The sequence below is a fragment of the Thiobacillus sp. genome, from assembly GCF_030696885.1.
GTDB lineage: Bacteria > Pseudomonadota > Gammaproteobacteria > Burkholderiales > Thiobacillaceae > Thiobacillus.
On sequence record NZ_JAUYRI010000027.1, the window covers coordinates 1 to 21,117 of the forward strand.

21 protein-coding genes are annotated in these 21,117 nt (G+C 63.7%); 15 read left to right on the plus strand and 6 right to left on the minus strand.

Annotated features, from left to right (window positions below; translation table 11 throughout):
* The 6 genes from glyQ to gloA form a co-directional block, all read left to right on the plus strand.
* Nucleotides 1-696, plus strand: a 696-nt coding sequence (gene glyQ, locus Q8R61_RS12610; protein ID WP_305537788.1) for a glycine--tRNA ligase subunit alpha, incomplete at its 5' end; no start/stop codon positions are given.
* Nucleotides 693-2,828, plus strand: coding sequence for a glycine--tRNA ligase subunit beta (gene glyS, locus Q8R61_RS12615; protein ID WP_305537790.1), 2,136 nt, complete (start codon nt 693-695; stop codon nt 2,826-2,828). The genes glyQ and glyS, both read left to right, overlap by 4 nt.
* 10 nt (nt 2,829-2,838) lie before the next feature.
* A complete protein-coding gene (gene gmhB, locus Q8R61_RS12620; RefSeq protein WP_305537792.1) occupies nt 2,839-3,381 on the plus strand; it encodes a D-glycero-beta-D-manno-heptose 1,7-bisphosphate 7-phosphatase in 543 nt (180 codons plus the stop codon).
* A complete protein-coding gene (locus Q8R61_RS12625; RefSeq protein WP_305537794.1) occupies nt 3,378-4,100 on the plus strand; it encodes a 1-acyl-sn-glycerol-3-phosphate acyltransferase in 723 nt (240 codons plus the stop codon). Before gmhB ends, Q8R61_RS12625 begins: the two co-directional genes overlap by 4 nt.
* 4 nt (nt 4,101-4,104) lie before the next feature.
* Nucleotides 4,105-4,788: a M48 family metallopeptidase gene (locus tag Q8R61_RS12630; RefSeq protein ID WP_305537796.1), complete on the plus strand. Its 684-nt coding sequence runs from the start codon at nt 4,105-4,107 to the stop codon at nt 4,786-4,788.
* Nucleotides 4,789-4,929: 141 nt separating this feature from the next.
* The gene (gloA, locus tag Q8R61_RS12635) at nt 4,930-5,343 is read left to right on the plus strand and encodes a lactoylglutathione lyase (protein ID WP_305537798.1); all 414 of its coding nucleotides are present in this window, start codon (nt 4,930-4,932) and stop codon (nt 5,341-5,343) included.
* A gap of 23 nt (nt 5,344-5,366) precedes the next feature.
* Here gloA and Q8R61_RS12640 read toward each other — a convergent pair whose 3' ends face one another.
* Complete coding sequence (locus Q8R61_RS12640; RefSeq protein ID WP_305537800.1) at nt 5,367-5,960, minus strand: DUF4202 domain-containing protein; 594 nt, start codon at nt 5,958-5,960, stop codon at nt 5,367-5,369.
* Between the two features lie 114 nt (nt 5,961-6,074).
* Here Q8R61_RS12640 and Q8R61_RS12645 point away from each other — a divergent pair, with 114 nt between their 5' ends.
* A complete protein-coding gene (locus Q8R61_RS12645) occupies nt 6,075-7,154 on the plus strand; it encodes an alkene reductase (RefSeq protein WP_305537802.1) in 1,080 nt (359 codons plus the stop codon).
* Nucleotides 7,155-7,157: 3 nt separating this feature from the next.
* Here the strand turns inward: Q8R61_RS12645 and rsmA are convergent, their stop codons facing one another.
* The 4 genes from rsmA to Q8R61_RS12665 all read right to left on the minus strand — a co-directional run bounded on the left by rsmA (nt 7,158) and on the right by Q8R61_RS12665 (nt 12,496).
* Nucleotides 7,158-7,940 (minus strand): 16S rRNA (adenine(1518)-N(6)/adenine(1519)-N(6))-dimethyltransferase RsmA, encoded by a 783-nt coding sequence (rsmA, locus tag Q8R61_RS12650; protein WP_305537804.1) that lies wholly within the window; start codon nt 7,938-7,940, stop codon nt 7,158-7,160.
* A gap of 68 nt (nt 7,941-8,008) precedes the next feature.
* On the minus strand, nt 8,009-9,001 hold the full coding sequence (pdxA, locus tag Q8R61_RS12655; RefSeq protein WP_305537806.1) for a 4-hydroxythreonine-4-phosphate dehydrogenase PdxA: 993 nt from the start codon (nt 8,999-9,001) through the stop codon (nt 8,009-8,011).
* An 11-nt stretch (nt 9,002-9,012) separates the two neighbouring features.
* On the minus strand, nt 9,013-10,326 hold the full coding sequence (locus Q8R61_RS12660; protein ID WP_305537808.1) for a peptidylprolyl isomerase: 1,314 nt from the start codon (nt 10,324-10,326) through the stop codon (nt 9,013-9,015).
* Nucleotides 10,304-12,496 (minus strand): LPS-assembly protein LptD, encoded by a 2,193-nt coding sequence (locus tag Q8R61_RS12665; RefSeq protein WP_305537810.1) that lies wholly within the window; start codon nt 12,494-12,496, stop codon nt 10,304-10,306. The genes Q8R61_RS12660 and Q8R61_RS12665 overlap by 23 nt, the downstream gene beginning before the upstream one ends.
* 42 nt (nt 12,497-12,538) lie before the next feature.
* Between Q8R61_RS12665 and Q8R61_RS12670 the strand changes: the two genes are divergently transcribed.
* The 8 genes from Q8R61_RS12670 to Q8R61_RS12705 are packed head-to-tail and all read left to right on the plus strand — an operon-like array spanning nt 12,539 to nt 19,802.
* A complete protein-coding gene (locus Q8R61_RS12670; protein ID WP_305537812.1) occupies nt 12,539-13,546 on the plus strand; it encodes an aminoglycoside phosphotransferase family protein in 1,008 nt (335 codons plus the stop codon).
* A gap of 56 nt (nt 13,547-13,602) precedes the next feature.
* Complete coding sequence (locus Q8R61_RS12675) at nt 13,603-14,133, plus strand: TonB C-terminal domain-containing protein (protein ID WP_305537814.1); 531 nt, start codon at nt 13,603-13,605, stop codon at nt 14,131-14,133.
* Between the two features lie 60 nt (nt 14,134-14,193).
* Nucleotides 14,194-14,883: an N-acetylmuramate alpha-1-phosphate uridylyltransferase MurU gene (gene murU / locus Q8R61_RS12680; protein WP_305537816.1), complete on the plus strand. Its 690-nt coding sequence runs from the start codon at nt 14,194-14,196 to the stop codon at nt 14,881-14,883.
* Nucleotides 14,876-16,174 (plus strand): aminopeptidase P N-terminal domain-containing protein, encoded by a 1,299-nt coding sequence (locus Q8R61_RS12685; protein WP_305537818.1) that lies wholly within the window; start codon nt 14,876-14,878, stop codon nt 16,172-16,174. Before murU ends, Q8R61_RS12685 begins: the two co-directional genes overlap by 8 nt.
* Complete coding sequence (locus Q8R61_RS12690; protein WP_305537820.1) at nt 16,171-17,307, plus strand: FAD-dependent oxidoreductase; 1,137 nt, start codon at nt 16,171-16,173, stop codon at nt 17,305-17,307. Before Q8R61_RS12685 ends, Q8R61_RS12690 begins: the two co-directional genes overlap by 4 nt.
* A complete protein-coding gene (locus Q8R61_RS12695) occupies nt 17,304-18,461 on the plus strand; it encodes a UbiH/UbiF family hydroxylase (protein WP_305537822.1) in 1,158 nt (385 codons plus the stop codon). The genes Q8R61_RS12690 and Q8R61_RS12695 overlap by 4 nt, the downstream gene beginning before the upstream one ends.
* A 28-nt stretch (nt 18,462-18,489) precedes the next feature.
* On the plus strand, nt 18,490-19,200 hold the full coding sequence (locus tag Q8R61_RS12700) for a DsbC family protein (RefSeq protein ID WP_305537824.1): 711 nt from the start codon (nt 18,490-18,492) through the stop codon (nt 19,198-19,200).
* The gene (locus Q8R61_RS12705; protein WP_305537826.1) at nt 19,197-19,802 is read left to right on the plus strand and encodes a class I SAM-dependent methyltransferase; all 606 of its coding nucleotides are present in this window, start codon (nt 19,197-19,199) and stop codon (nt 19,800-19,802) included. The genes Q8R61_RS12700 and Q8R61_RS12705 overlap by 4 nt, the downstream gene beginning before the upstream one ends.
* Before the next feature lie 31 nt (nt 19,803-19,833).
* On the opposite strand, the gene hmpA is transcribed toward Q8R61_RS12705, so the two are convergent.
* Nucleotides 19,834-21,027, minus strand: coding sequence for an NO-inducible flavohemoprotein (gene hmpA, locus Q8R61_RS12710; protein ID WP_305537828.1), 1,194 nt, complete (start codon nt 21,025-21,027; stop codon nt 19,834-19,836).
* Nucleotides 21,028-21,117 lie beyond the last annotated feature (90 nt).

Here is a 21,117-nt window from a genome sequence, read left to right on the forward strand (position 1 = left end):
TACCAGTTCCAGGTGGTGCTCAAACCCGCGCCGGCGGAAATTCTGGAGTTGTATCTCGGCTCGCTCGAAGCGCTGGGCTTCGATCTGAAGAAGAACGACGTGCGCTTCGTCGAGGACGACTGGGAGAATCCCACGCTGGGCGCCTGGGGGCTGGGCTGGGAGGTGTGGCTGAACGGCATGGAGGTGACGCAGTTCACCTACTTCCAGCAGGTCGGTGGAATCGACTGCAAGCCAATCACCGGCGAAATTACCTACGGCCTCGAGCGCCTCGCCATGTACCTGCAGGGCGTGGAAAGTGTGTACGACCTCGTCTGGACCGAGGGCCTGACTTACCGCGACGTCTACCACCAGAACGAGGTTGAGCAGTCAACCTACAATTTTGAGCACAGCGACGTCGATTTCCTGCTCACTGCGTTCGGCGCGCACGAGAAGAAGGCGCAGGAACTGATGGGCGCGCATCTCGCCCTGCCGGCGTACGAACAGGTATTGAAAGCCGCACACACCTTCAACTTACTCGATGCGCGCGGCGCGATTTCGGTGACCGAGCGTGCGGCCTACATCGGCCGCATCCGTAATCTGGCGCGTGCGGTGGCGAAGAGTTATCTCGACAGCCGCGCTCGACTCGGATTTCCGATGGCGCCCAAGGCCTGGGCAGACGAAGTGCTGGCACAGATTGAAAAGAAGGCCGCAGCATGACCGCCGCAAATTTGCTCGTTGAACTTTTTGTCGAAGAACTGCCGCCCAAGGCGCTGAAAAAGCTGGGCGAGGCCTTTGCCGAGAAAATATTTGAAGGCTTGAAGCTGAATGATTTTCTGGAACCGGGCTCCCAGCTGACATCCTATGCCACGCCGCGTCGGCTGGCCGTTCACATCACCAGTGTTCGAGGCATTTCACAACCCCGCCCCCAACCCCCAAAAACACTCATGCCTGCCTCAGTGGGCCTCGATGCGGAGGGTAAACCGACCGCTCCGCTTCTCAAGCGATTGCGTTCGATGTATCACGATGATGTAGATATCCAGTGGTTAATGAGCGAACGAGTTTTCGTTGAAGAGGAGGCTGGGAAAAAGGTACTTAAGCACCGCGATGATCTCGCTGCGGGTGCTCCTTTATTCATCAGTTTGGAAGGTGCACTTGAAGACGCACTGGAAAACCTACCCATCCCCAAGGTGATGACATATCCCAATCCATCAGGCGATGGCTGGGAAACTGTTAATTTCGTACGCCCCGCCCACAGCCTGATTGTTATGCATGGCGGCGAGATCATGAAAGAAGTTTCCGTGCTGGGCTTACAGGCTGGGTGCAATACACAAGGCCATCGCTTTGAAGCGCGTGTGAACCCGGTCGTTGTACAGAATGCAGACAGCTACGCTAGCCAATTGAAAGACGACGGCGCGGTGATCGCGAGCTTCGCCGAACGGCGTACGGAGATCATCCGCCAGCTGCAGGCGGCTGCTGCCCCGTCAGGCTTGAAGCCGATCGAGGACGATGCGCTGCTGGACGAGGTCACGGCACTGGTCGAGCGTCCCAATGTGCTGGTCGGCAAGTTCGAGGAGGCTTTCCTAGAAGTGCCGCAGGAATGCCTGATTCTGACCATGAAGGCAAACCAGAAATACTTCCCTCTGCTCGACGCCGCAGGCAAGCTGACCAACCAGTTCCTCATCGTTTCAAACATCTCGCCTGCCGACGCGTCTGCCGTGATCCAAGGCAACGAACGCGTGGTGCGTCCGCGTCTGGCCGATGCCAAGTTCTTCTTCGACCAGGACCGGAAGAAGGCGCTGGATTCGCGCGTGCTGGGGCTTGCCAAGGTGGTCTACCACAACAAGCTTGGGACCCAGGGCGAGCGTGTGACGCGGGTGCAGGCGATTGCCCGCGCTATCGGTGAAAAGCTGGGCGGCGAGACCTTGGCATTACGGGCCGACCAGGCTGCGCTGCTCGCCAAGGCCGACCTGCTCACCGACATGGTCGGCGAGTTCCCCGAGCTGCAGGGCATCATGGGGCGCTATTACGCGCAGCACGATGGGCTGTCGGACGACATCGCCTTTGCCATCGAGGATCACTACAAGCCGCGCTTTGCTGGTGACGAACTGCCGCGCAGCGATGTGGGCGTATGCGTGGCGCTGGCGGACAAGCTGGAAACACTGGTGGGGTTGTTTGGCATTGGTGAGAAGCCGACCGGCGACAAGGACCCGTTCGCGCTGCGCAGGCACGCGTTGGGAGTCATCCGCATGCTGATCGAGAAGAGCTTGCCGCTGAGCCTGGACGATCTGGTCAACATCGCCTTCGCCGGTTTCCGGAAGGGCATGCTGGGACAGGCGCACACCGATGTGTACCAGTTCGTGTTCGAGCGCTTGAGCGGGGCGATGCGCGAACAGGGCTATTCCGCAAATGAGGTCGATGCGGTGCTGAGCCTGAATCCAACGCAGATATATCTGGTGCCCAAGCAACTGGAGGCGGTGCGGGCCTTTGCGGGCTTGCCCGAAGCCCCCGCGCTCGCTGCCGCCAACAAGCGCGTCGGCAACATCCTGAAAAAGGCCGAGGGCGAAGTAGGCGGTACGGCTGACCCGGCGCGCTTCGTTGAAGCGGCGGAAACGGCGCTGTTTGCCGCGCTTTCGGAGATCGCGCCGCGCGCCGATGTGGCCTTTGCCGCGGGCGACTACACTGGCTCGCTGCAGGCGCTGGCTGCGCTCAAGACCCCCGTCGATGCCTTCTTCGACAGCGTAATGGTCAACGCCGACGATCCCGTCCTCAAGGCCAACCGGCTGGCGCTGCTGAACCAGTTGCACCGGACGATGAACCGGGTTGCGGACTTGTCGCGTCTGGCGGCGTAAACTTTCGTTTATGAAACTGATCATTCTCGACCGCGACGGGGTCATCAACTTCGGCTCCGAGCAGTTCATCAAGACGCCCGACGAGTGGAAACCCATTCCCGGCAGCCTGGAGGCGATCGCGCGTCTGACGCGTGAGGGCTGGCGCGTGGTGGTGGCGACGAATCAATCCGGACTGGCGCGAGGGCTGTTCGAGATGGCGACGCTCAATGCCATCCACGCCAAGATGCACAAGGCGGCGGCGCAGGCGGGCGGTCGTATCGAGGCGGTTTTTTACTGCCCGCACGCGGCCGAGATGGAGTGCGACTGCCGCAAGCCCAAAGCGGGTCTGTTCGACGAGATTGCCGCGCGCTATGGTCGTGACCTTGCCGATGTGCCGGCGGTGGGCGATTCGCTGCGCGACCTGATGGCGGCGACCAGCGTGGGGGCACGACCGGTGCTGGTGCGCACCGGCAAGGGCGAAAGAACACTGGCTGCGGGCGGCCTGCCCAAAGACACGCCGGTGTTTGCCGATCTGAACGAGGCCGTCGAATTCTTGTTGTCGACAGCAGCATGAGTCTGGTGCGCTCGCTGATTTTCGCGGCCTTGCAGACCGTACTGACGATCTTTTTCAGCCTGGTTGCCTTCCTCAGCTTTCCGTTTTCGGCGCATGCGCGCTACCAGCTGATCACCGGCTATAACCACACGGTGATCTGGCTGGCGCGCTGGGTGCTGGGCATCCGCTATGTGGTGGAAGGGCGCGAGCACCTGCCGACGCAGCCCGCGATCATCCTCGCCAAGCATCAATCGGCCTGGGAAACGGTTGCTTTTCTTTTCCTGTTCCCGCCTGTCGCCCCGGTCATCAAGCAGGAGTTGCTGAACGTGCCGTTCTTCGGCTGGGCGTTTCGCCTGCTGTCGCCGATTGCGATCGACCGCAGCGCCGGACGCGAAGCCTTGAAGCAGATCGTCAGCCAGGGCCGCGACAAGCTGGCACAGGGATTCTGGGTGCTGGTGTTCCCCGAGGGCACGCGCGTGGCGCCAGGCGAAAAGGGCCGCTACGGCATCGGCGGCGCCTGGCTGGCGGCGGAGACCGGCGCGCCGATCGTTCCGGTGGCGCACAACGCCGGCGAAGTGTGGCCGAAGAATGCCTTTATTAAACACCCCGGAACCATCACCGTGCGCATCGGCCCGGTGATCGACAGCACCGGCAAGAGCGCGGCCGAGCTCACGCGTGCGGTCGAGGCCTGGATCGAGACTGAAATGACGAGGTTGCCCCCTGCTGCCGCGCGTCAATAATGGCGTGCTGCAGCTCGGCGACGTCGACGTGCCGTACCAGCTGCGGCGCTCGCACCGCCGTCGCACGCTGGGCCTGACCGTCACGGCCAACGAAGTGCGTATCCATGCGCCGAGCTGGACCCCGCGTGCCGAAATCGAATGCTATGTGCTGCTGCAGCGCGACTGGCTGCGCCGGACCTGGGCGCGCATGCGGGTGCGCAAGCCGGACATGCGGGCAGACAAGGCAGGCGAGGTGCGCTACCTCGGCCGCATGCTGGCGCTCGACATTCGGGATTCCCTGTTCGTCGAGGTGCAGCGACATGGCGACACGCTGCGCGTGCATGCACCGCTGGATGCCGATATCGGATCCCTTGTACGCGCCTGGTTAAGCGCGCAGGCCCAGCGCCTGCTGGCCTGGCGGCTCGCGCGCCTGGCCCGCAAACTGGGACGCGCCCCCAGCCGCTTTGCCTTGTCCGACGCACAAACGCAATGGGGCAGCTGCACCCGCCACGGCCACATTCGGCTCAACTGGCGCCTGGTGCAGGCGCCGCTGGCGCTGATCGACTACGTCGCCGCGCACGAACTCGCCCATCTCGTCCATCTCGATCATTCGCCGCGCTTTTGGGCCCAGGTGGGCGCGCTGTATCCCGACGCCTTGGCAAGGCGGACCGAGTTGCGCAAAATGGGTCAGTCCTTGTTTCAAGTGTAACTCTTATGCGCATTCTTCACACCATGCTGCGGGTGGCGCCCAGAAGCGTTGGGCGAGGGGCCCCCGCAGGGGGATCGACCCGCAGGAGGGATGCCCCTACCCGCATGTGGATGTTCAAACGAAGCCAGAAGGGATAGCCCCATGAGATTACTTCATACCATGTTGCGGGTAGGCGATCTCGATCGTTCGATCGATTTCTACACCCATGTCCTCGGCATGAAGCTGCTGCGCCGCAAGGACTATCCCGGCGGCAAGTTCACGCTGGCCTTCGTCGGCTACGATACTGAAGACAAGGCGGCTGTACTCGAACTGACCTACAACTGGGGCGTGGACAAATACGAGGTCGGCAGCGGCTACGGCCACATCGCGATCGAGGTCGATGATGCCTATGCCGCCTGCGATGCCGCTGCGGCCAAGGGCGGTAAGGTGCTGCGCCCGGCCGGGCCGATGTCGCACGGCAGCACGGTGATTGCCTTCATTGAAGACCCGGACGGCTACCCGATCGAATTCATTCAGAAGGGCACCGCAGGCTGGGTCAAGGAGTGGGCTGAGTAATATCCTTGCTCGCGCCAGGCCGGTTAGCTGATCGCCTTGGTGATCAGCGGCACCAGGGATTCCGGCAGCGTGAGCTGGCCGGACAGCGCAAAGGCCTGGGCTCGCTTTGACATTTTCTTCCACGTCTTGCGGATGATTTCCAGCCACTTCGCCTCGTCGTAATCGGGCTTGCTCTGCGCAAAGGCCAGCATGTAGTGCTCGATGAAGACCAGGCTGGCGACGTCCTCCAGCATCTGCGTCTCGGGATTGCTCTTGATGCCGCGTTTCCCCACCGCCTTCTTGACGCGCTCGATCATCACGTCGTCATGGCCGGCCTGGCGCATCAGGTCGCCGGCCGTGTCTGCCTGGAACGCATACAGCCCGGTGCGCCACGCGTGGTAGCCTTCCTTCGTTATCGGGTAGGTGTTGCGCGGCACTTTCCAGCGCTGGATATGCTGGGCGCGCACCGCCAGCTGCGCCGCTTCGGAGGCGTCCGGCGCAAAGCGGGCGATCATGTCCGACATGCGCTGGGCGTATAACAGCTCTTTCGGCTGGCCTTCATCCCGATTGGGATCCTGCGCATTGGCGGCATCGAACAGCGCGAGGGTTCGATTGAAGCGTTCCTGATTCTCGATCATCTTGGTCCTTGTTCGCGGGGCGCGGCGGAAACTTTATGGCCCTTGCCGTCCTCAACACACATTGATATTGATTATTCCCACTCGCCCTCGAGGCGCACCTCAAAGGATTCCAACGTGACTGATTTGTTTTCGCCGGCCCGCTTCGGCGCCATCGACCTCGCCAACCGGGTGGTCATGTCTTCGCTGACGCGCAACCGGGCCGGTGCCGGCAACATGCCGACGCCGCTGATCGCGGAATATTATCGCCAGCGCGCATCGGCGGGGCTGATTCTCACCGAGGCGACGCCAATCTGCGCCGAGGGCCACGGCTATCCACGCACGCCGGGCATTCATACGGCCGAGCAGATTGCCGGCTGGAAGCAGGTGACACAGGCGGTGCAGGGCGCCGGCGGCAAGATCGCGCTGCAGTTGTGGCATGTCGGGCGGATTTCGCACCCCGACCTGCAGCCGGACGGCGCGCTGCCGGTTGCGCCGTCGGCGATTCGTCCCGCCGGCCAGGTGTTCACCGAGCAAGGCATGAAGGATTACGTCACCCCGCGTGCGCTGGAGCTGGCGGAAATCCCCCGCCTGATTGCGCAGTTTGCCCAGGCTGCGCTCAATGCGATGGAGGCGGGGTTCGACGGGGTTGAAATTCATGCCGGCAATGGTTATCTGCTGGACCAGTTTTTGCGCGCGTCGACCAACCACCGCACCGATGCCTATGGCGGCAGCAAGGAAAAGCGCGCGCGACTGCTGCTGGAAGTGCTGGACGCGGTGTGCAGCGCGATCGGCAGCGACCGCGTCGGCCTGCGACTGTCGCCGGTGACGCCGTTCAACGACATTGCCGATGACGATCCACAAGCCACTTTCGAGTATGTCGTGACGCAACTCAATCCGCTGAAGCTGGCCTTCCTCGACGTGCTGCAGGGGACCGGTGGTGCGCCCCGTGAACAGTGGCCTCTGTTCGACTATGACAGGCTGCACGCGCTGTATGAAGGCAATTTCATTCGCAACAACGGCTATGACTTCGAGACGGCCCAGCAGGCGGTGGTCTCCGGCGCGGCCGATGCGATTGCATTCGGCCGGCTGCTGCTGGCCAATCCCGATCTGGTCGAGCGCTTCCGCCGCGGCGCACCGTTGAACGCGCCCGATTACGACAGGCTCTACACGGGCGAGGAAAAGGGCTACACCGACTATCCCTTTCTGGCTGACTGAGCTTTATCCAGCGGACCGTTGCAAGCCGGAGAGGTGCCGAGTGATGGCCTCGTAGTCGGCGACGGCGAGATTCTCGGCGCGCTTGCCGGCGTCGATCCCGATCGCCGCGAAGTCTTCCGGTTTCATCAGGCTGCCGAGCGTGTTCCGCAGCGTCTTGCGGCGCTGCGAAAACGCGGCGGCAACCACGCGCGAAAACAGCGCTTCGTCGAGGGCGACGATTTCTGCAGGCGTTTTCGGGATCAGCCGCACCACGGCCGAGTCGACCTTGGGCGGCGGATTGAACGCGGTGGGCGGCACGTCGAGCAGCCATTCCAGGTGGAAGCGGCGCTGCAGCATGATCGACAGCCGCCCGTAATCGCCGCTGGACGGTTCGGCGACCATGCGCTCGACCACTTCCTTTTGCAGCATGAAGGTCATGTCGCGGATGTGCGCAGCGAACTCCATCAGATGGAACAGCAGCGGCGTGGAAATGTTGTAGGGCAGGTTGCCAATGATGCGCAGCTCGTGGCCCAGCGAGCCGAAATCGAACTTCAGCGCGTCGCTGCTGTGCAGCGTCAGCCGCTCGGCCGGCCAGGTGCGCTGCAGGCGCGCAACGATGTCGCGGTCGAGTTCGACGGCATGCAGGTGTGGCAGGCGCTCGAGCAGGGGCCGGGTCAGTGCGCCGAGGCCGGGACCGATCTCGACCACGGTTTCGTTCGCCTGCGGGCGCACCGCGTTGACGATGGCATGGATGATGCCGTCGTCGATCAGGAAGTTCTGGCCGAAGCGTTTGCGCGGGGTATGCATGTTAGGGGCCAGGAATTAGGGGCTCGGGGTTTTGGAGAAGCGCGGCGAAGCCGCACATCCCCTAAATCCTAGCTCCTGGATCCTATCTCCTTTTTCTCCACCATCTCCATCGCCACTTGAATCGCCATCAGCAGACTGCCGACTTCCGCGCGCCCGGTACCGGCCAGATCGAGCGCGGTCCCATGGTCGACCGAGGTGCGGATGAAGGGCAGGCCCAGCGTGATGTTCACGCCGGCGCCGAAGCTGGCGTATTTCAGCACCGGCAGCCCCTGGTCGTGGTACATCGCCAGCACGGCGTCGCAGGGTTCGCTGCGAATGCGCGAGAACAGCGTGTCGGCCGGTAGCGGGCCGACCAGATTCATGCCTTCGTCGCGCAGTCGAGCGAGCGTGGGTTCGATGAGGTCGATTTCCTCGCGCCCGAGGTGGCCGGATTCACCGGCGTGCGGGTTGAGTCCGGCGACCAGGATACGCGGCCGGGCGATGCCGAATTTGTCCCGCAGGTCGGCGTTCAGGATGCGGATCACCGCGTCGAGCAGCGCCGGCGTGATCGCATCGGCCACCGCGCGCAGCGGCAGGTGGGTGGTGGCCAGCGCGACGCGCAGGCCACCGCCGGCGAGCATCATCACCACTTTATGCGTGCCGCTGTGGTCAGCCAGGTATTCGGTGTGGCCGGTGAAGGCGAAGCCGGCATCGTTGATGATGCCCTTGTGCACCGGCGCGGTGACGATGGCGTGATAGGCGCCGTTCAGGCAGCCCTCGATCGCAGCATCCAGCAGGGCCAGCACGTGGGCGCTGTTGTCGGCATCGAGCACGCCGGGGGTGACGGGCGACGCCACCGGGATGTGGCGCACGTGCAGCGCGCCGGGCGTGTGTTCTGGAATGGCATCCCCGTCCAGGAAGTCGACCGCGATGCCGAGTAGCGCAGCACGTGCGCGCAGCACTTCAATATCGCCCAGTATCGTCAGTCGGCACGGCAGCGTCTGCTGCGACAGCGCAATGCAGAGGTCGGGGCCGATCCCGGCGGGCTCGCCCGCGGTGAGCGCGAGCACGGGCAGTTCCATGCCAGGGTCGGTCAGTCGAGCGGGCGCAGTTCGACGTAGGCCGAATCGCGGATCTGGCGCACCCAGTCCTCGAAAGCCTCCGCAGCCTTGCGCTCACGCAGGGCCTGGCGTGCCACGAATTTCTGGCGTTCCTGCGTGACGTCCTGGTCGCGGCGCTCCAGCACCTGGATCAGGTGCCAGCCGAACGGCGACTGGATCGGCGCACTGACCTGGCCCGGCTGCAGGGCATCCATCGCCTTCTCGAAGTCGGGAACGGTGTCGCCGGGGTTGATCCAGCCGAGGTCACCGCCCTTGGCGGCGGAGCCATCCTCGGAATGCAGGCGCGCCAGTCCGTCGAATTTCACGCCGTTGTCGATGCGCTCCTTCAATTGCAGCAGACGGGCGCGGGCATCGGCTTCGGAGGTGATCTCGTTGGTCTTGATGAGGATGTGGCGGACGTGCGTCTGGGTGACGCTGAGCGTGGCATCGAGGCCGCGCTTGTCGTGCAGCTTGAGGATATGGAAACCGTTGCCGCTTCTCAGCAGTGGGCTGACCTGGCCGGGTTGCAGCGGCTTCAGGGCTTCGGCGTACAGGGTTGGCATCTTGCCGCTGGCACGCCAGCCGAACGTGCCGCCCTCCAGCGCGTTGGGCGCGTCGGAGTGGCTGGCGGACAACTGGGCGAAATCGACGCCGCTGGCCAACTGCGCCAACACGTCCTCGGCGCGGGCGCGACGTGCCTGCACCTGCTCGGACGACGCGTTTTCCGGCACCGTGACGAGGATGTGGGAAAAGTTGTATTCGGTCTCGACCCCCTGCTGCACCTGCGTTTGCAGATAGCCCTCGATCTCGGCGTCGCTGACTGTGATGCGGTTGTCGACATCGCGTTCGCGCGCGCGCGCGATCAGCATTTCGTTGCGGATGGTGGCGCGCATGCTGTCGAGCGTCTGGCCTTCGCGCTCCAGCGCGGCGGCCAGGCCCGCCATGTCGAGCTTGTTCTGTGCGGCGATGCGCTGCACCGCACGCTCGACCAGCGTGGGGTCGATCCGCACGCCGGTGGTGCGGGCATGCTGCTGCAGCGCCAGTTCGGTCACCATGCGCTCGAGCAGCTGTTTCTCGATCACGTCGCGCGGCGGCATCGGCGTGTTCTGGCGCGCGAGGTTGCGGGTGACCTCGGCGTAACGCCGGTTGAGTTCCTGGCGCGTGATGATCTCGTCGTTGACGACGGCGACAATGTGGTCGAGCGGCGTGATGGCCGCGTGCACCGGCAGCAGCGTCGAGGCGGCGATCAGCAGCAGTGCCAGCACGGACTGCGGGCGATACCATTCAGGGCGTTTGAAGGAGTTCATTGCTTGGCCTGTATCCGGGAACACTTTGTTTCAAAACGTCGAGCGGGTTGGAGCCGAGACGCCCCATGCCGCTCAACTCGAGCTGGAAGAACAGCGCATCGGTGGACTGGTCTTCCTTGGTGGCCAGGCGCTGGAACACCGCGCGCACTGCCCAGCAGCCGCCATTGTATTCAACCCCAGCCAGGCCTTCGACAAGCTTGTCGTCCTGGAAGGAATAGTTGTAGCGGAACATGCCGTACCAGCGATCGCCCAGCGGCCATTGCCCCGACAGATCGATCTGCTCCGTGGTTTGGTCAATGAAGCGGTAGCCGAAGTTCAACGCGCGGCCGGGGCTGGGCCGGTAGGATGCGCCCAGGTTCTGGCGGATGGTGGTGCCGTTCTGGGTGTCGAACTGCCAGGCAGTGTTGATGCGCCAGTCGCGCGTGATCTGTCCGCTGACGGCCACCAGCAGGTCTGTCGCATTGCTGGTGCGCGGCGCCACGCCGGGCAGCGTCACCAGCTGGTCACTGAAATAATAGCGCTGGCCGAGGGTGACCTGCAGCCGTTCCAGTCCGCTGCCCGCTTCGACGAAGCGGCTGGTGATGGCGAACGTCAGCTGGTTGGCGTCGTTGATGCGGTCGCCTCCGACGAACTGGTTTTCGGTGAACATCTGGGCGTAGCTGAAGTCCATCGCTCCCGTGTCGAATATCGGGATCGCGCTTTGGTCGCGATAGGGCGCATACACATAATAGGCGCGCGGCTCCAGCGTCTGCTCGTAGTCCACACCGGCAAACCGGAACGGACGGTCGAATGCCACGCCGGTGTCGAGGCTGAAGATGGGCACATTGCGTGTGATACGGCGCTCGGGTGCACTGTCGTCCAGCGCGTAATGGCTGCTGTGCCAGCCGATCTGCGGGGTGAGGAAACCGAATTGGTTGGTGAGCGGCAACCGCAGCGTGGGGTAGGCCAGCAGCCGGGTCCCTTCGATATTGGTGGGGTGGGCAAACCGGGTGGCCTCGCTGTCCAGCTTGAACTCCAGGCCATTGCCGAATGTGCGCCACGTGCCGAGGCGCGCGTGCGGCAAGCGCGCATAGGGCTCGGCAATGGGCGTGAGCGAGGTGGAATCCTGCAGCGTCTGGAAGCTTTGCGCGCGCAGATCGGCATACCAGTTGGCATGCTGCGTGGTGACCCATGCTTCGCGGTTGAGGTGGGTGATGGAGGTGATGGAAATGAGGTTGGACAGGTCGCGAAAATAATCGTCGTCCGACACGCGGTTGAACTGCATGCCGGCGTGTGTCTGCGCGTTCAGGCGATAGGTGTTGTTGAGCACCGCGCTCCAGCGCGAGCGGCCGGCTTGGTTGTCATTGGGCAGGTACTCGAGGCGGTTGTCCCCGTAGGCGTTATCCAGCAGGTAGCGGAATTCACCGCCCAGCTGTACGCCCCGCTTGGACAGCAGGCGGGGATACAGCGTGGCGTCGTAATTGGGCGCGAGGTTCAAATAGTAGGGCACCAGGATGTCGAGGCCGCTGCGTTCGGTGGTGCCGATGGTGGGTGCCAGCATGCCGGTCTTGCGCTGATTGTCGAGCGGGAAGTTCATCCACGGCGTATACAGGATGGGGGCGCCGAGAAAATGCAGCGAGGCATTGCGCGCAGTGCCCACGTTGCGGGTCTTGTCGATGTCGAGGTCGGCCACCTTGAGGTACCAGTCCTCGTTGTCGGCCGAGCAGGTGGTGTAGGTGGCGTCGCGCAGCTTGTAATGGTTCTTGTCGATGAAGTCGATGTGTTCGGCATCGCCGCGCCCCGGCTGGTCCGTCAGCTGGTACACCGGCTGGGTGAGCTCGCCGCTGTAGTCATCGAGATCGAGTTTGAGCAAATCGCCGCTCACCAGCAGCGCAGGCTGCTCCAGCCGCACCTGGCCCCGCGCCTCGACGGAATTGAGTGAGGTATCGTAGCGCAGCCAGTTGGCAAAGAAATTCTGCCCGGCCTGACGGGCTTCGACATGGCCGCTGGCTTCGATGACATTGGGCTCGGTCGATTCGATGCGGTCGGCGGTCAGGAACATCGGGCCGTCCGGGCCGGCCACACCAGAGCCTTGCAGTTCGACATCCTTTTTCAGTGCGAGTCCGTCCGCCGCTGCGGACGAGGCAGCCAGCAACAGGACGACATACGCAAAGCCGGGCAGGGTGGGCAAGGATGTAAAATCCGGAAGTTCGTTATTCGGAGCAGTGTGGCTGTGGAACGTTTGCAAGCATTACAGGACTGGGCCGCCCGACAGCTGGGGGGCGATTCACTCGATATCGCCCCGGCGTCGGCGGACGCCAGCTTTCGCCGTTATTTTCGCGTCACTGCCAAAGGCCGCGATTATATCGTGATGGACGCCCCCCCGGCGCACGAGGATTGCCGGCCTTTCATTGCGGTCGCTCGGCTGTTTGCCGACGCCGGGGTACATGTGCCGCAGGTGCTGGCGCAGGACTTGGACCAGGGCTTTTTGTTGTTGACCGACCTCGGCGACACCACGTACCTGTCGGCGCTCAGCGAAGCCGGAGCCGATCAGGGCGCGGTGCGCGCGCTCTATCTGGCGTCGAACGACGCGCTGATCCGCATTCAGCAGGCCAGCCGCCCCGGCGTGCTGCCGGACTATGACCGCGTGCTGCTGACCCGCGAGCTGATGCTGTTCCCGGACTGGTACGTGACGAAGCACCTGGGCGTCGACATGAAAGACGAGCAGAAGGCCCTCCTCGACACCGTGTTCGAACGGATCCTGACCAGCAACCTGGCGCAGCCGCAAGTCTACGTGCACCGCGACTGGCATTCGCGCAACCTGATGGTGTCCGACCCCAACCCCGGCATCCTCGACTTCCAGGACGCGGTCTACGGCCCCATCACCTACGACCTCGCGTCGATCTACCGCGACGCCTACGTCCAGTGGGACGAGGAGCAGCAGCTCGACTGGGTGATCCGCTACTGGGAGAAAGCGCGAGCCGCCCGTCTGCCGGTACCCGAGGATTTCGGCGCATTCTGGCGTGATTTCGAATGGATGGGCGCGCAGCGCCACATCAAGGTGCTCGGCATTTTTGCACGGCTGTATCACCGTGACGGCAAGGACGGGTATTTGAAGGACATGCCACGGGTGATGGGCTACTTGCGGCGGGTGTGCGAGCGGTATGACGAGTTGAAGCCGTTGCTGTTTTTGCTGGATGGGTTGCAGGATAAGCAGCCGCAGGTGGGGTATACGTTCTAATTTGGAATTCCGTTGGCCGGGGGCAATGTGATTTAACCCCAAGTTGGAGAACTACCATGTGGGGGTTTCGTAAAGCGATAGTGTCGGTAATGGTCAGTTTTAGCTTTAACTATTCTTCTGCAGCCGATATTCCAAGAACAGCAGATGAATTAAATATGCGAAACGCAGAACAGCAGGTCCCCCGCTGTCTTGAGGATTACACGGGAGTATCAAATCGGCCCCGTCGGTTTTTTGTTGGGGTCAACAGCATTATTCGTGACCAAGCTTTTGCCCACTATGCAAAGCGTTGGGCTGAATTGCTTCAGAAAGAGATGGACCGCGATCAGGCTATGTTGAAGGCGACTTCCAATGTTGGCCCAGAGCTTCGGTTAACAGTCGAGACTTTCCCGAGAGGACAAGTTGGTTCAGTGGACATTGATAAAACTTCAGGTTCGAATGCATTCGATGGTTTGATGACGGCGCTTATTAAAAGCGTTGCTGTGCATGTGCCATTTCCGCCGGAGGTGTGTATGAAAGCGGACATCGTGTACCTTACGATCAGCATTGAAAACACAGTCAATGGTCCTCGTGTTCTTCAGCCAAAATAGTGTGGTCTGGGATTGTCTTTGGTAGGTAGAAAATTGATTAACACTTCCCAAAAAACAGCCATGATCCTCGCCGCCGGCCGCGGCGAACGCATGCGTCCGCTCACCGACCGCACGCCGAAGCCTTTGTTGCAGGTCGGCGGCAAGCCGCTGATCGTCTGGCATATCGAGCGCCTGCGTGCGGCGGGTTTTGACCGCATCGTCATCAACCACGCCCATCTCGGGCAGCAGATCGAGGATGCGCTGGGGGAGGGGGCGGCGTTCGGCGTGACGATTGCGTATTCGCGCGAGGGCAGCGCGCTGGAAACGGCGGGCGGCATTGCCACGGCGTTGCCGCTGATCGGGGTCGACGTTTTTCCGGTGGTCAACGGCGACATCTATTGCGAATACGATTTCAGTCGGCTGGCCGAGCCGATGGCGCGGCTTGCTGCCGGGCAGGACCAGGCGCACCTGGTGTTGATCGACAACCCGCCGCATCATCCGCAGGGTGATTTCGTGCTGGAAGCTGGCCGCGTGACAGCTACACCCCTAGCCCCTAACCCCTCACCCCTGACCTTCTCGGGCATCGGGGTTTACCACCGCGCGCTGTTCACCGACACCCCGGCGGGCGAAAAAGCGCCGCTGGCGCCGCTGCTGCGGCAGGCGATCGACGCCGGGCGTGCGAGCGGCGAACATTTCGGCGGCCGCTGGGTCGATGTAGGGACGCCCGAACGATTGCAACAACTCGACGAAAGCCTGCGCACCCATGTTTGACCCTGCCATCCACGCCGACCGCCGCGCGCGGCTTGCCGCCCAGCTTGGCGACGGCATCGCCATCGTTGCCACCGCGCCGGAAGTGCCGCGCAACCGCGACACCCACTACCCTTACCGGCACGACAGCTATTTCTACTGGCTAAGCGGTTTCGCCGAGCCCGAGGCGGTGGTGGTCGTGATCGGCGGCGACGCGCCCGAGACCATTCTGTTCTGCCGCGACCGGGACGAGACGCGCGAGATCTGGGACGGGTTCCGCTATGGTCCGGCGGCGGCGCAGGCGCACTTCGGCTTCGACGCCGCCTATTCGATTACCGAGCTCGACGCCCGGCTACCCGACCTGATGGGCAACCGCACGCGCCTCGCCTACGCGGTGGGACAGGATCCGGCGTGGGATGCGCGGGTGATCGGCTGGCTCAACGCAGTGCGCACGAAGACGCGGCAGGGCATTCTCGCGCCGGGCGAAATCCTCGACGTGCGGCATGCACTCGACGAGATGCGCCTGATCAAGGATGCCCACGAGTTGGCCCTGATGCGCCGCGCCGCCGAGATTTCCACCGGCGCGCATCGCGCCGCCATGCGCGCCACCCGGCCGGGCGGTCACGAATACGAGATCGAGGCGGAGCTGCTGTCCGCCTTCCGCCGCGGCGGTGCCGAAGCGCCGGCCTATACCTCCATCGTCGCCAGCGGCGCCAACGCCTGCGTGCTGCATTACGTCTTCAACAACCAGCCACTCAAGGACGGCGACCTGCTGCTGATCGATGCCGCCGCCGAGTTCGGCAGCTATGCGGCCGACATCACCCGCACCTTCCCGGTCAACGGCCGCTTTTCGCCGGCGCAGAAAGATGTGTACGAACTGGTGCTGGCGGCGCAGGCGGCGGCCATCGACGCGGTGCGCCCGGGCAATCACTGGAATGCGCCGCACGACGCGGCGGTGCGCGTGCTGACCCAGGGCATGGTCGATCTCAAGCTGCTGGCGGGCGAGGTCGACGGCCTGATCGAATCGAAAGCCTACGACCGCTTCTACATGCACCGCACCGGCCACTGGCTGGGGCTCGACGTGCACGATGCCGGTGAATACAAGCTCAATGGCGCGTGGCGGCCGTTGCAGCCCGGCATGACGCTGACCGTCGAGCCCGGACTCTATATCCGCCCGGCGGACGACATTCCCGAAGCGCTGTGGAATATCGGCATCCGCATCGAGGACGACGTGGCGGTGACCGAATCCGGGTGCGAGGTGCTGACCACGCCGCCGAAAACCGTGGCGGAGATCGAAGACTGGATGCAGCAGTGAGCAGCGTGCTGATCGTCGGCGCCGGTCCGGTTGGGGCAGTGTGTGCGCTGGCGCTGCAGCAGCAGGGTATCGCGGTGCAGGTGATCGAGGCGCAGCCTGAAGACGCCCGTGCCGACAGCCGCACCCTGGCGCTGTCGCACGGCGCGCGGCTGATCCTCGAGCGGCTCGGCGTGTGGGACCGGCTCGACCCTGTCACCCCGATCACCCGCATCCATGTTTCGCAGCGCGGCGCACTGGGCGTCGCGCGCTTGTCGGCGGATGAAGTCAAGGTGCCGGCACTCGGCTATGTGCTGCCCTACGCCACGCTGACAACGGCATTGAAGCAGGTGCTTGCCGATGCCGCTATCGCGATCGATTACGGCGTGGCGGTGGAGCGCATCGAATCTGCTGCGGACGCGGCGACGCTGCATCGGGCCGATGGACGAAGCGACAGCGCCCCCCTGGTCGTGGTGGCCGACGGCGGACGCGGCGAAGCCGTACCCACACCCAAGTTCGAACGCGATTACGACCAAATGGGGGTGGTGTGCGACGTGCAGACCGAGCTGCCACACGCCAACCAGGCTTACGAGCGCTTCACCCCCGAAGGGCCGGCGGCGCTGCTGCCCAAAGGTGAACACTATGCCCTGGTGTGGACAGCCAGCCGCGAAGACGCCGAACGCATTGTCCAGTTGACCGACGCCGAATTTCTCGCGGCGCTTTATCGCCACTTCGGGGGACGCCAGGGCCTTTTCCTGCAGGCCAGCCCGCGCAAGGCTTTCCCGCTGAAGCTCGTCTATGTCGGCAGCGAGGCCGCCGACCGCGTGGTGCGCATCGGCAACGCCGCGCAGACGCTGCATCCGGTGGCCGGCCAGGGCTTCAACATCGGCCTGCGCGACGCCTGGGAACTGGCGGCGCTGTGCGGGGAGTCGCCGACCGGTGAAATCGGCAGCGCCGCCATGCTGGCCGCCTACGCGCGGGGGCGGCGCGTCGACGTGCTGGGCGGCGTCGGCTTCACCGATTTTCTGGTGCGGGTGTTCTCCAACGACATTGGGCCGCTACGCCACGCGCGGGGGCTCGGCTTGCTGGCGCTGGAAGTGCTGCCGCCGCTGAAAAGCTTTGTCGCGCGGCGGATGATGTTCGGGGCGCGCGGATGAGTGGCGACCGTTACCAGATCGTCATCGTCGGTGCCGGCCTGGTGGGCGCCGCTGCGGCACTCGCGCTCGGCCGTCAGGGCCTGCGCGTTGCGCTGATTGAGCGCCAGCCGCCCCAGTGTCCAGTCGAAACCTGGGACACCCGCATCTACGCCATCAGCCCCGCCAGCCAGCGCTTTCTCGAGCGCCTGGGCGCCTGGCAGCGGCTGGATCGCGATCGCGTGCAGCCGGTCTTCCGCATGGACGTGGCGGGCGATGCCAGCGGTGCGATCCGTCTCGATGCCTATGAAGCCGGCGTGTCGCATCTGGCCGCCATCGTCGAAAGCGGCCGTTTGCAGGACGCCTTGTGGCAGTCGCTGCAGGCCGACGGCAGCGTGGTGCTGCATTGCCCGGCCGCGATCACGTCGATCGAATCTGGCACGCCGTATACGCGGATCGAGCTGGACGACGGGGTGGTGCTCGAAGCCGAACTCGTTGTCGGCGCCGACGGCGCCGCCTCGCGCATCCGCGAATGGGCGGGCCTGGCGTCCACGCAGACGCCCTATGGCCAGAGCGGTGTGGTGGCCAATTTCGACTGCGAGCGGCCGCATCGCGGCACCGCGTTCCAGTGGTTTTTCGAGGGCGATATTCTGGCCTGGCTGCCGCTGGGCGGAACCCGGATGTCGATGGTCTGGTCTACCCAGTCGGCGCATGCGGATGCGCTGCTCGCGCTGGATCCGGCCGCGCTGGCCGCCACCGTGCAGGCGGCAGGCCACGACCGGCTCGGCGCGTTGCGCGTGCTGACGCCGGCGGCGGCTTTTCCGTTGCGTCTGATCCGGGTCGAGGCCATTGTGGCGCCGGGTGTGGCACTGATCGGCGACGCCGCGCACGGCGTGCATCCGCTGGCGGGACAGGGCGTCAACCTGGGTTTTGGCGATGCCGAAGCGCTGGTTGAAACGCTTGCACAGCACCGCCGAACCCGTTTGGGCGATCTGCGGGTGCTGCAATCCTATGCCCGCCAGCGGGCCGAACCGGTGCAGCGCATGCAGGCGCTCACCCATGGCCTGCATCATTTGTTTTCCGGCAGCCGGGCTGCCTGGCTGCGCAATGCCGGCATGACGCTCGTCAACCAGGTGCCGCCACTGAAGGCTGCGCTGGTGCGCGAGGCCATGTCCTGATTTTTTTGTTTTTCCCCTGGAGCTTTAAATGAAATTCACTTCTCTGGCGCTGGCCGCTACCCTGATGTGTGCCGCGACCGCGCAGGCCAACGAATCCGTCATCCGCAAGGCACTGTCGGAGCAGTTTCCCGGCGCGCAAATCAGTTCGGTGACGAAGACGCCCTACAGCGGCCTGTTCGAGGTCTATCTCGACGGCCAGATCGTCTACATCGATGCCAAGGGGCAATACGTGTTCATTGGCGACATGGTCGATCTGAAAAACCGTACCAACCTGACGCAGGCCCGGCTGAACAAGCTGCAGGCGGTCAAATGGGACACGCTGCCGCTCAACAATGCTTTGAAGACCGTCAAGGGCAAGGGCGAACGCAAGCTGGTGGTGTTCTCCGACGTCGATTGCCCCTACTGCCGCAAGTTCGAGGAAGAGCTGGTCAAGGTCGACAACATCACCGTTTACACCTTCCTCTATCCGATCGAGGGCTTGCACCCCAAGGCGGTGCAGACCTCGAAGCAGATCTGGTGCGCGCCAGACCGCAACAAGGCGTGGAACGACTACATCACGGGCGGCACCGTACCGCGCAACGATGGCAAATGCGCCAACCCGGTCGACGCCACCATCGCGCTCGGCAGCAAGCTTAAAGTGTCGGGTACGCCGACGCTGATTTTTGCCAACGGCCAGCGCGTGCCCGGCATGGTGCCAGCGGCGCAACTCGAGCGCCTGCTTGTCACCAATGCGAAGTGAGTTCGGATTTCTGGAACGCGCGCTACGCCACTAACGACTACATCTTCGGCACCGCGCCGAATGTTTTCCTGGCGAGCCAGAAAGACCTGATCCGCCCCGGCATGCGTGCGCTGGCGATAGCCGACGGCGAAGGCCGCAATGGCGTATGGCTGGCCGAACAGGGCGCCTCGGTCCACGCCATCGAGGTGTCGCCCCGCGCATTGGACAAGGCGCGCAAGCTCGCTGCCGCGCGCGGCGTGACGCTGGAATTCGAACAGGCCGACGTGCTCGACTGGCGCTGGCCGGAGGCGGCCTACGATCTGGTCGCGGCGATCTTCATCCAGTTCGTCGCGCCGCCCGAGCGCGATCGCATCATCACCGGCATCCGCCGTACGCTGAAGCCGGGCGGCACGCTGATCCTGCAGGGCTACACGCCCAGGCAGATCGAATTCGCCACCGGCGGGCCGTCCAACCCGGCCAATCTGTATACCGCCGAGCTGCTGCGTGCGTGGTTCGGCGACTGGGATATCGTGCATCTGCATGAACACGAATCCATCATCAGCGAAGGCACGCACCATCACGGCATGTCGGCGCTGATCGACCTGGTCGCGAAGAAGCCCTGAAAAAAAAGAGCCCGTCAGGCTCCTTTTTCGTTTAGTGCGTCACTAAACGCGTACTGGGTCCGAACACCTCGTAGTGCAATTGCGCGTCCGTGTAGCCCATGTCGAGCAGCTGGAGATTGACCGCAGCCATGAAGGGCCTGGGCCCGCAAAAATACACGTCGGCGTCCGGTTGCGTGAGCCAGCGCGAAAGGACAGGCCGGTCGAGGTAGCCCTGGTGGTCGGCACTGCTGCCGGTTTCGTAGCTGACGTAGTAGTGGAAACCGTGCTGGGTGCTAAGCAGGCGCAGCTCATCCCGCATCACATGGTGCGCCTCATCCCGGCAGCAATGGATGAAGATCAGGTCGGTGACGTCCGCGCCGCTTTCGATGCGATGCAGCAGCATGCTCAGCAAAGGCGTGATGCCGACGCCACCCGCGATCAGAACCAGCTCCCGGTCGGGATGCTTGATGGTGAAATCCCCGGTCGGCGGCTGCACCCACACCCGGTCGCCCGGCTGGGCGCCGTGCAGATGATTGGAAACCTTGCCTTCGTGGCTCGGCGGCGTGCTTTCAGCCTTGACGGTGATGCGATAGGTGTCCTTGCCGGGTGCATCCGAGAGTGAATACTGGCGGATCTCGTCGTATTCGTGCCCGGGCACCCTGACCTTGATGCCGAGATATTGGCCGGGCTCGAAGCCGGCGATGGGCTGGCCGTCCTCGGCTTGCAGATACACCGACTTGATGTCGCGGGCCTCGTCCCGGATCTCACGCACGACAAACGGGCGGAAGCCGCGCCAGCCGCCGGGTTTCATTGCATTGTGGCTGTAGATGCCTTCCTCGGTCTGGATGAAGATGCCGGCCAGCTGGGCATAGGCTTCGGCCCAGGCGCCGAGCACGGGATGGTCCGCTTCCAGGCCCAATTGGTCCTGGATGGCTTCCAGCAGATATTTCCCAACGATGGGATAGTGCTCGGGCGCAACCTGCAGGCTGGCGTGTTTGTGGGCGATGCGGCTGACCATCGGCCCCAGGTTCTGCAGCTTGTCGATGTGGGTGGCATACATGAACACCGACTCGGCCAGCGCGCGCGATTGCTCGCCCTGCGCCTGATTGGCCATGTTGAAGATGTGCTGCAATTCCGGATGCTGCGCGAACAGCTTGGAATAAAACAGGTCGGTAATCGCCTTGCCCTGCTCGGCGAGGAGGGGAGCGGTGGATTTGATCGTGGCCAGCGTTTCTGCAGACAGCATGGGTTCTCCCTTGAATAAGACCGTTCAAACATTCATATCATATGAATCAAAGAATGCGAATATTAGGTGAATCTTATGGGGCGGGTCAAC

What these genes read in the sequence shown, in the direction of transcription:
- gmhB (WP_305537792.1), top strand. Translation starts at nt 2,839, where the DNA reads ATGAAACTGATCATTCTCGACCGCGACGGGGTCATCAACTTCGGCTCC.
- hmpA (WP_305537828.1), bottom strand. Translation starts at nt 21,027, where the DNA reads ATGCTGTCTGCAGAAACGCTGGCCACGATCAAATCCACCGCTCCCCTC.
- Q8R61_RS12700 (WP_305537824.1), top strand. Translation starts at nt 18,490, where the DNA reads ATGAAATTCACTTCTCTGGCGCTGGCCGCTACCCTGATGTGTGCCGCG.
- Q8R61_RS12675 (WP_305537814.1), top strand. Translation starts at nt 13,603, where the DNA reads ATGTGGGGGTTTCGTAAAGCGATAGTGTCGGTAATGGTCAGTTTTAGC.
- gloA (WP_305537798.1), top strand. Translation starts at nt 4,930, where the DNA reads ATGAGATTACTTCATACCATGTTGCGGGTAGGCGATCTCGATCGTTCG.
- Q8R61_RS12695 (WP_305537822.1), top strand. Translation starts at nt 17,304, where the DNA reads ATGAGTGGCGACCGTTACCAGATCGTCATCGTCGGTGCCGGCCTGGTG.
- glyS (WP_305537790.1), top strand. Translation starts at nt 693, where the DNA reads ATGACCGCCGCAAATTTGCTCGTTGAACTTTTTGTCGAAGAACTGCCG.
- Q8R61_RS12640 (WP_305537800.1), bottom strand. Translation starts at nt 5,960, where the DNA reads ATGATCGAGAATCAGGAACGCTTCAATCGAACCCTCGCGCTGTTCGAT.
- Q8R61_RS12625 (WP_305537794.1), top strand. Translation starts at nt 3,378, where the DNA reads ATGAGTCTGGTGCGCTCGCTGATTTTCGCGGCCTTGCAGACCGTACTG.
- rsmA (WP_305537804.1), bottom strand. Translation starts at nt 7,940, where the DNA reads ATGCATACCCCGCGCAAACGCTTCGGCCAGAACTTCCTGATCGACGAC.
- Q8R61_RS12660 (WP_305537808.1), bottom strand. Translation starts at nt 10,326, where the DNA reads ATGAACTCCTTCAAACGCCCTGAATGGTATCGCCCGCAGTCCGTGCTG.
- pdxA (WP_305537806.1), bottom strand. Translation starts at nt 9,001, where the DNA reads ATGGAACTGCCCGTGCTCGCGCTCACCGCGGGCGAGCCCGCCGGGATC.
- murU (WP_305537816.1), top strand. Translation starts at nt 14,194, where the DNA reads ATGATCCTCGCCGCCGGCCGCGGCGAACGCATGCGTCCGCTCACCGAC.
- Q8R61_RS12685 (WP_305537818.1), top strand. Translation starts at nt 14,876, where the DNA reads ATGTTTGACCCTGCCATCCACGCCGACCGCCGCGCGCGGCTTGCCGCC.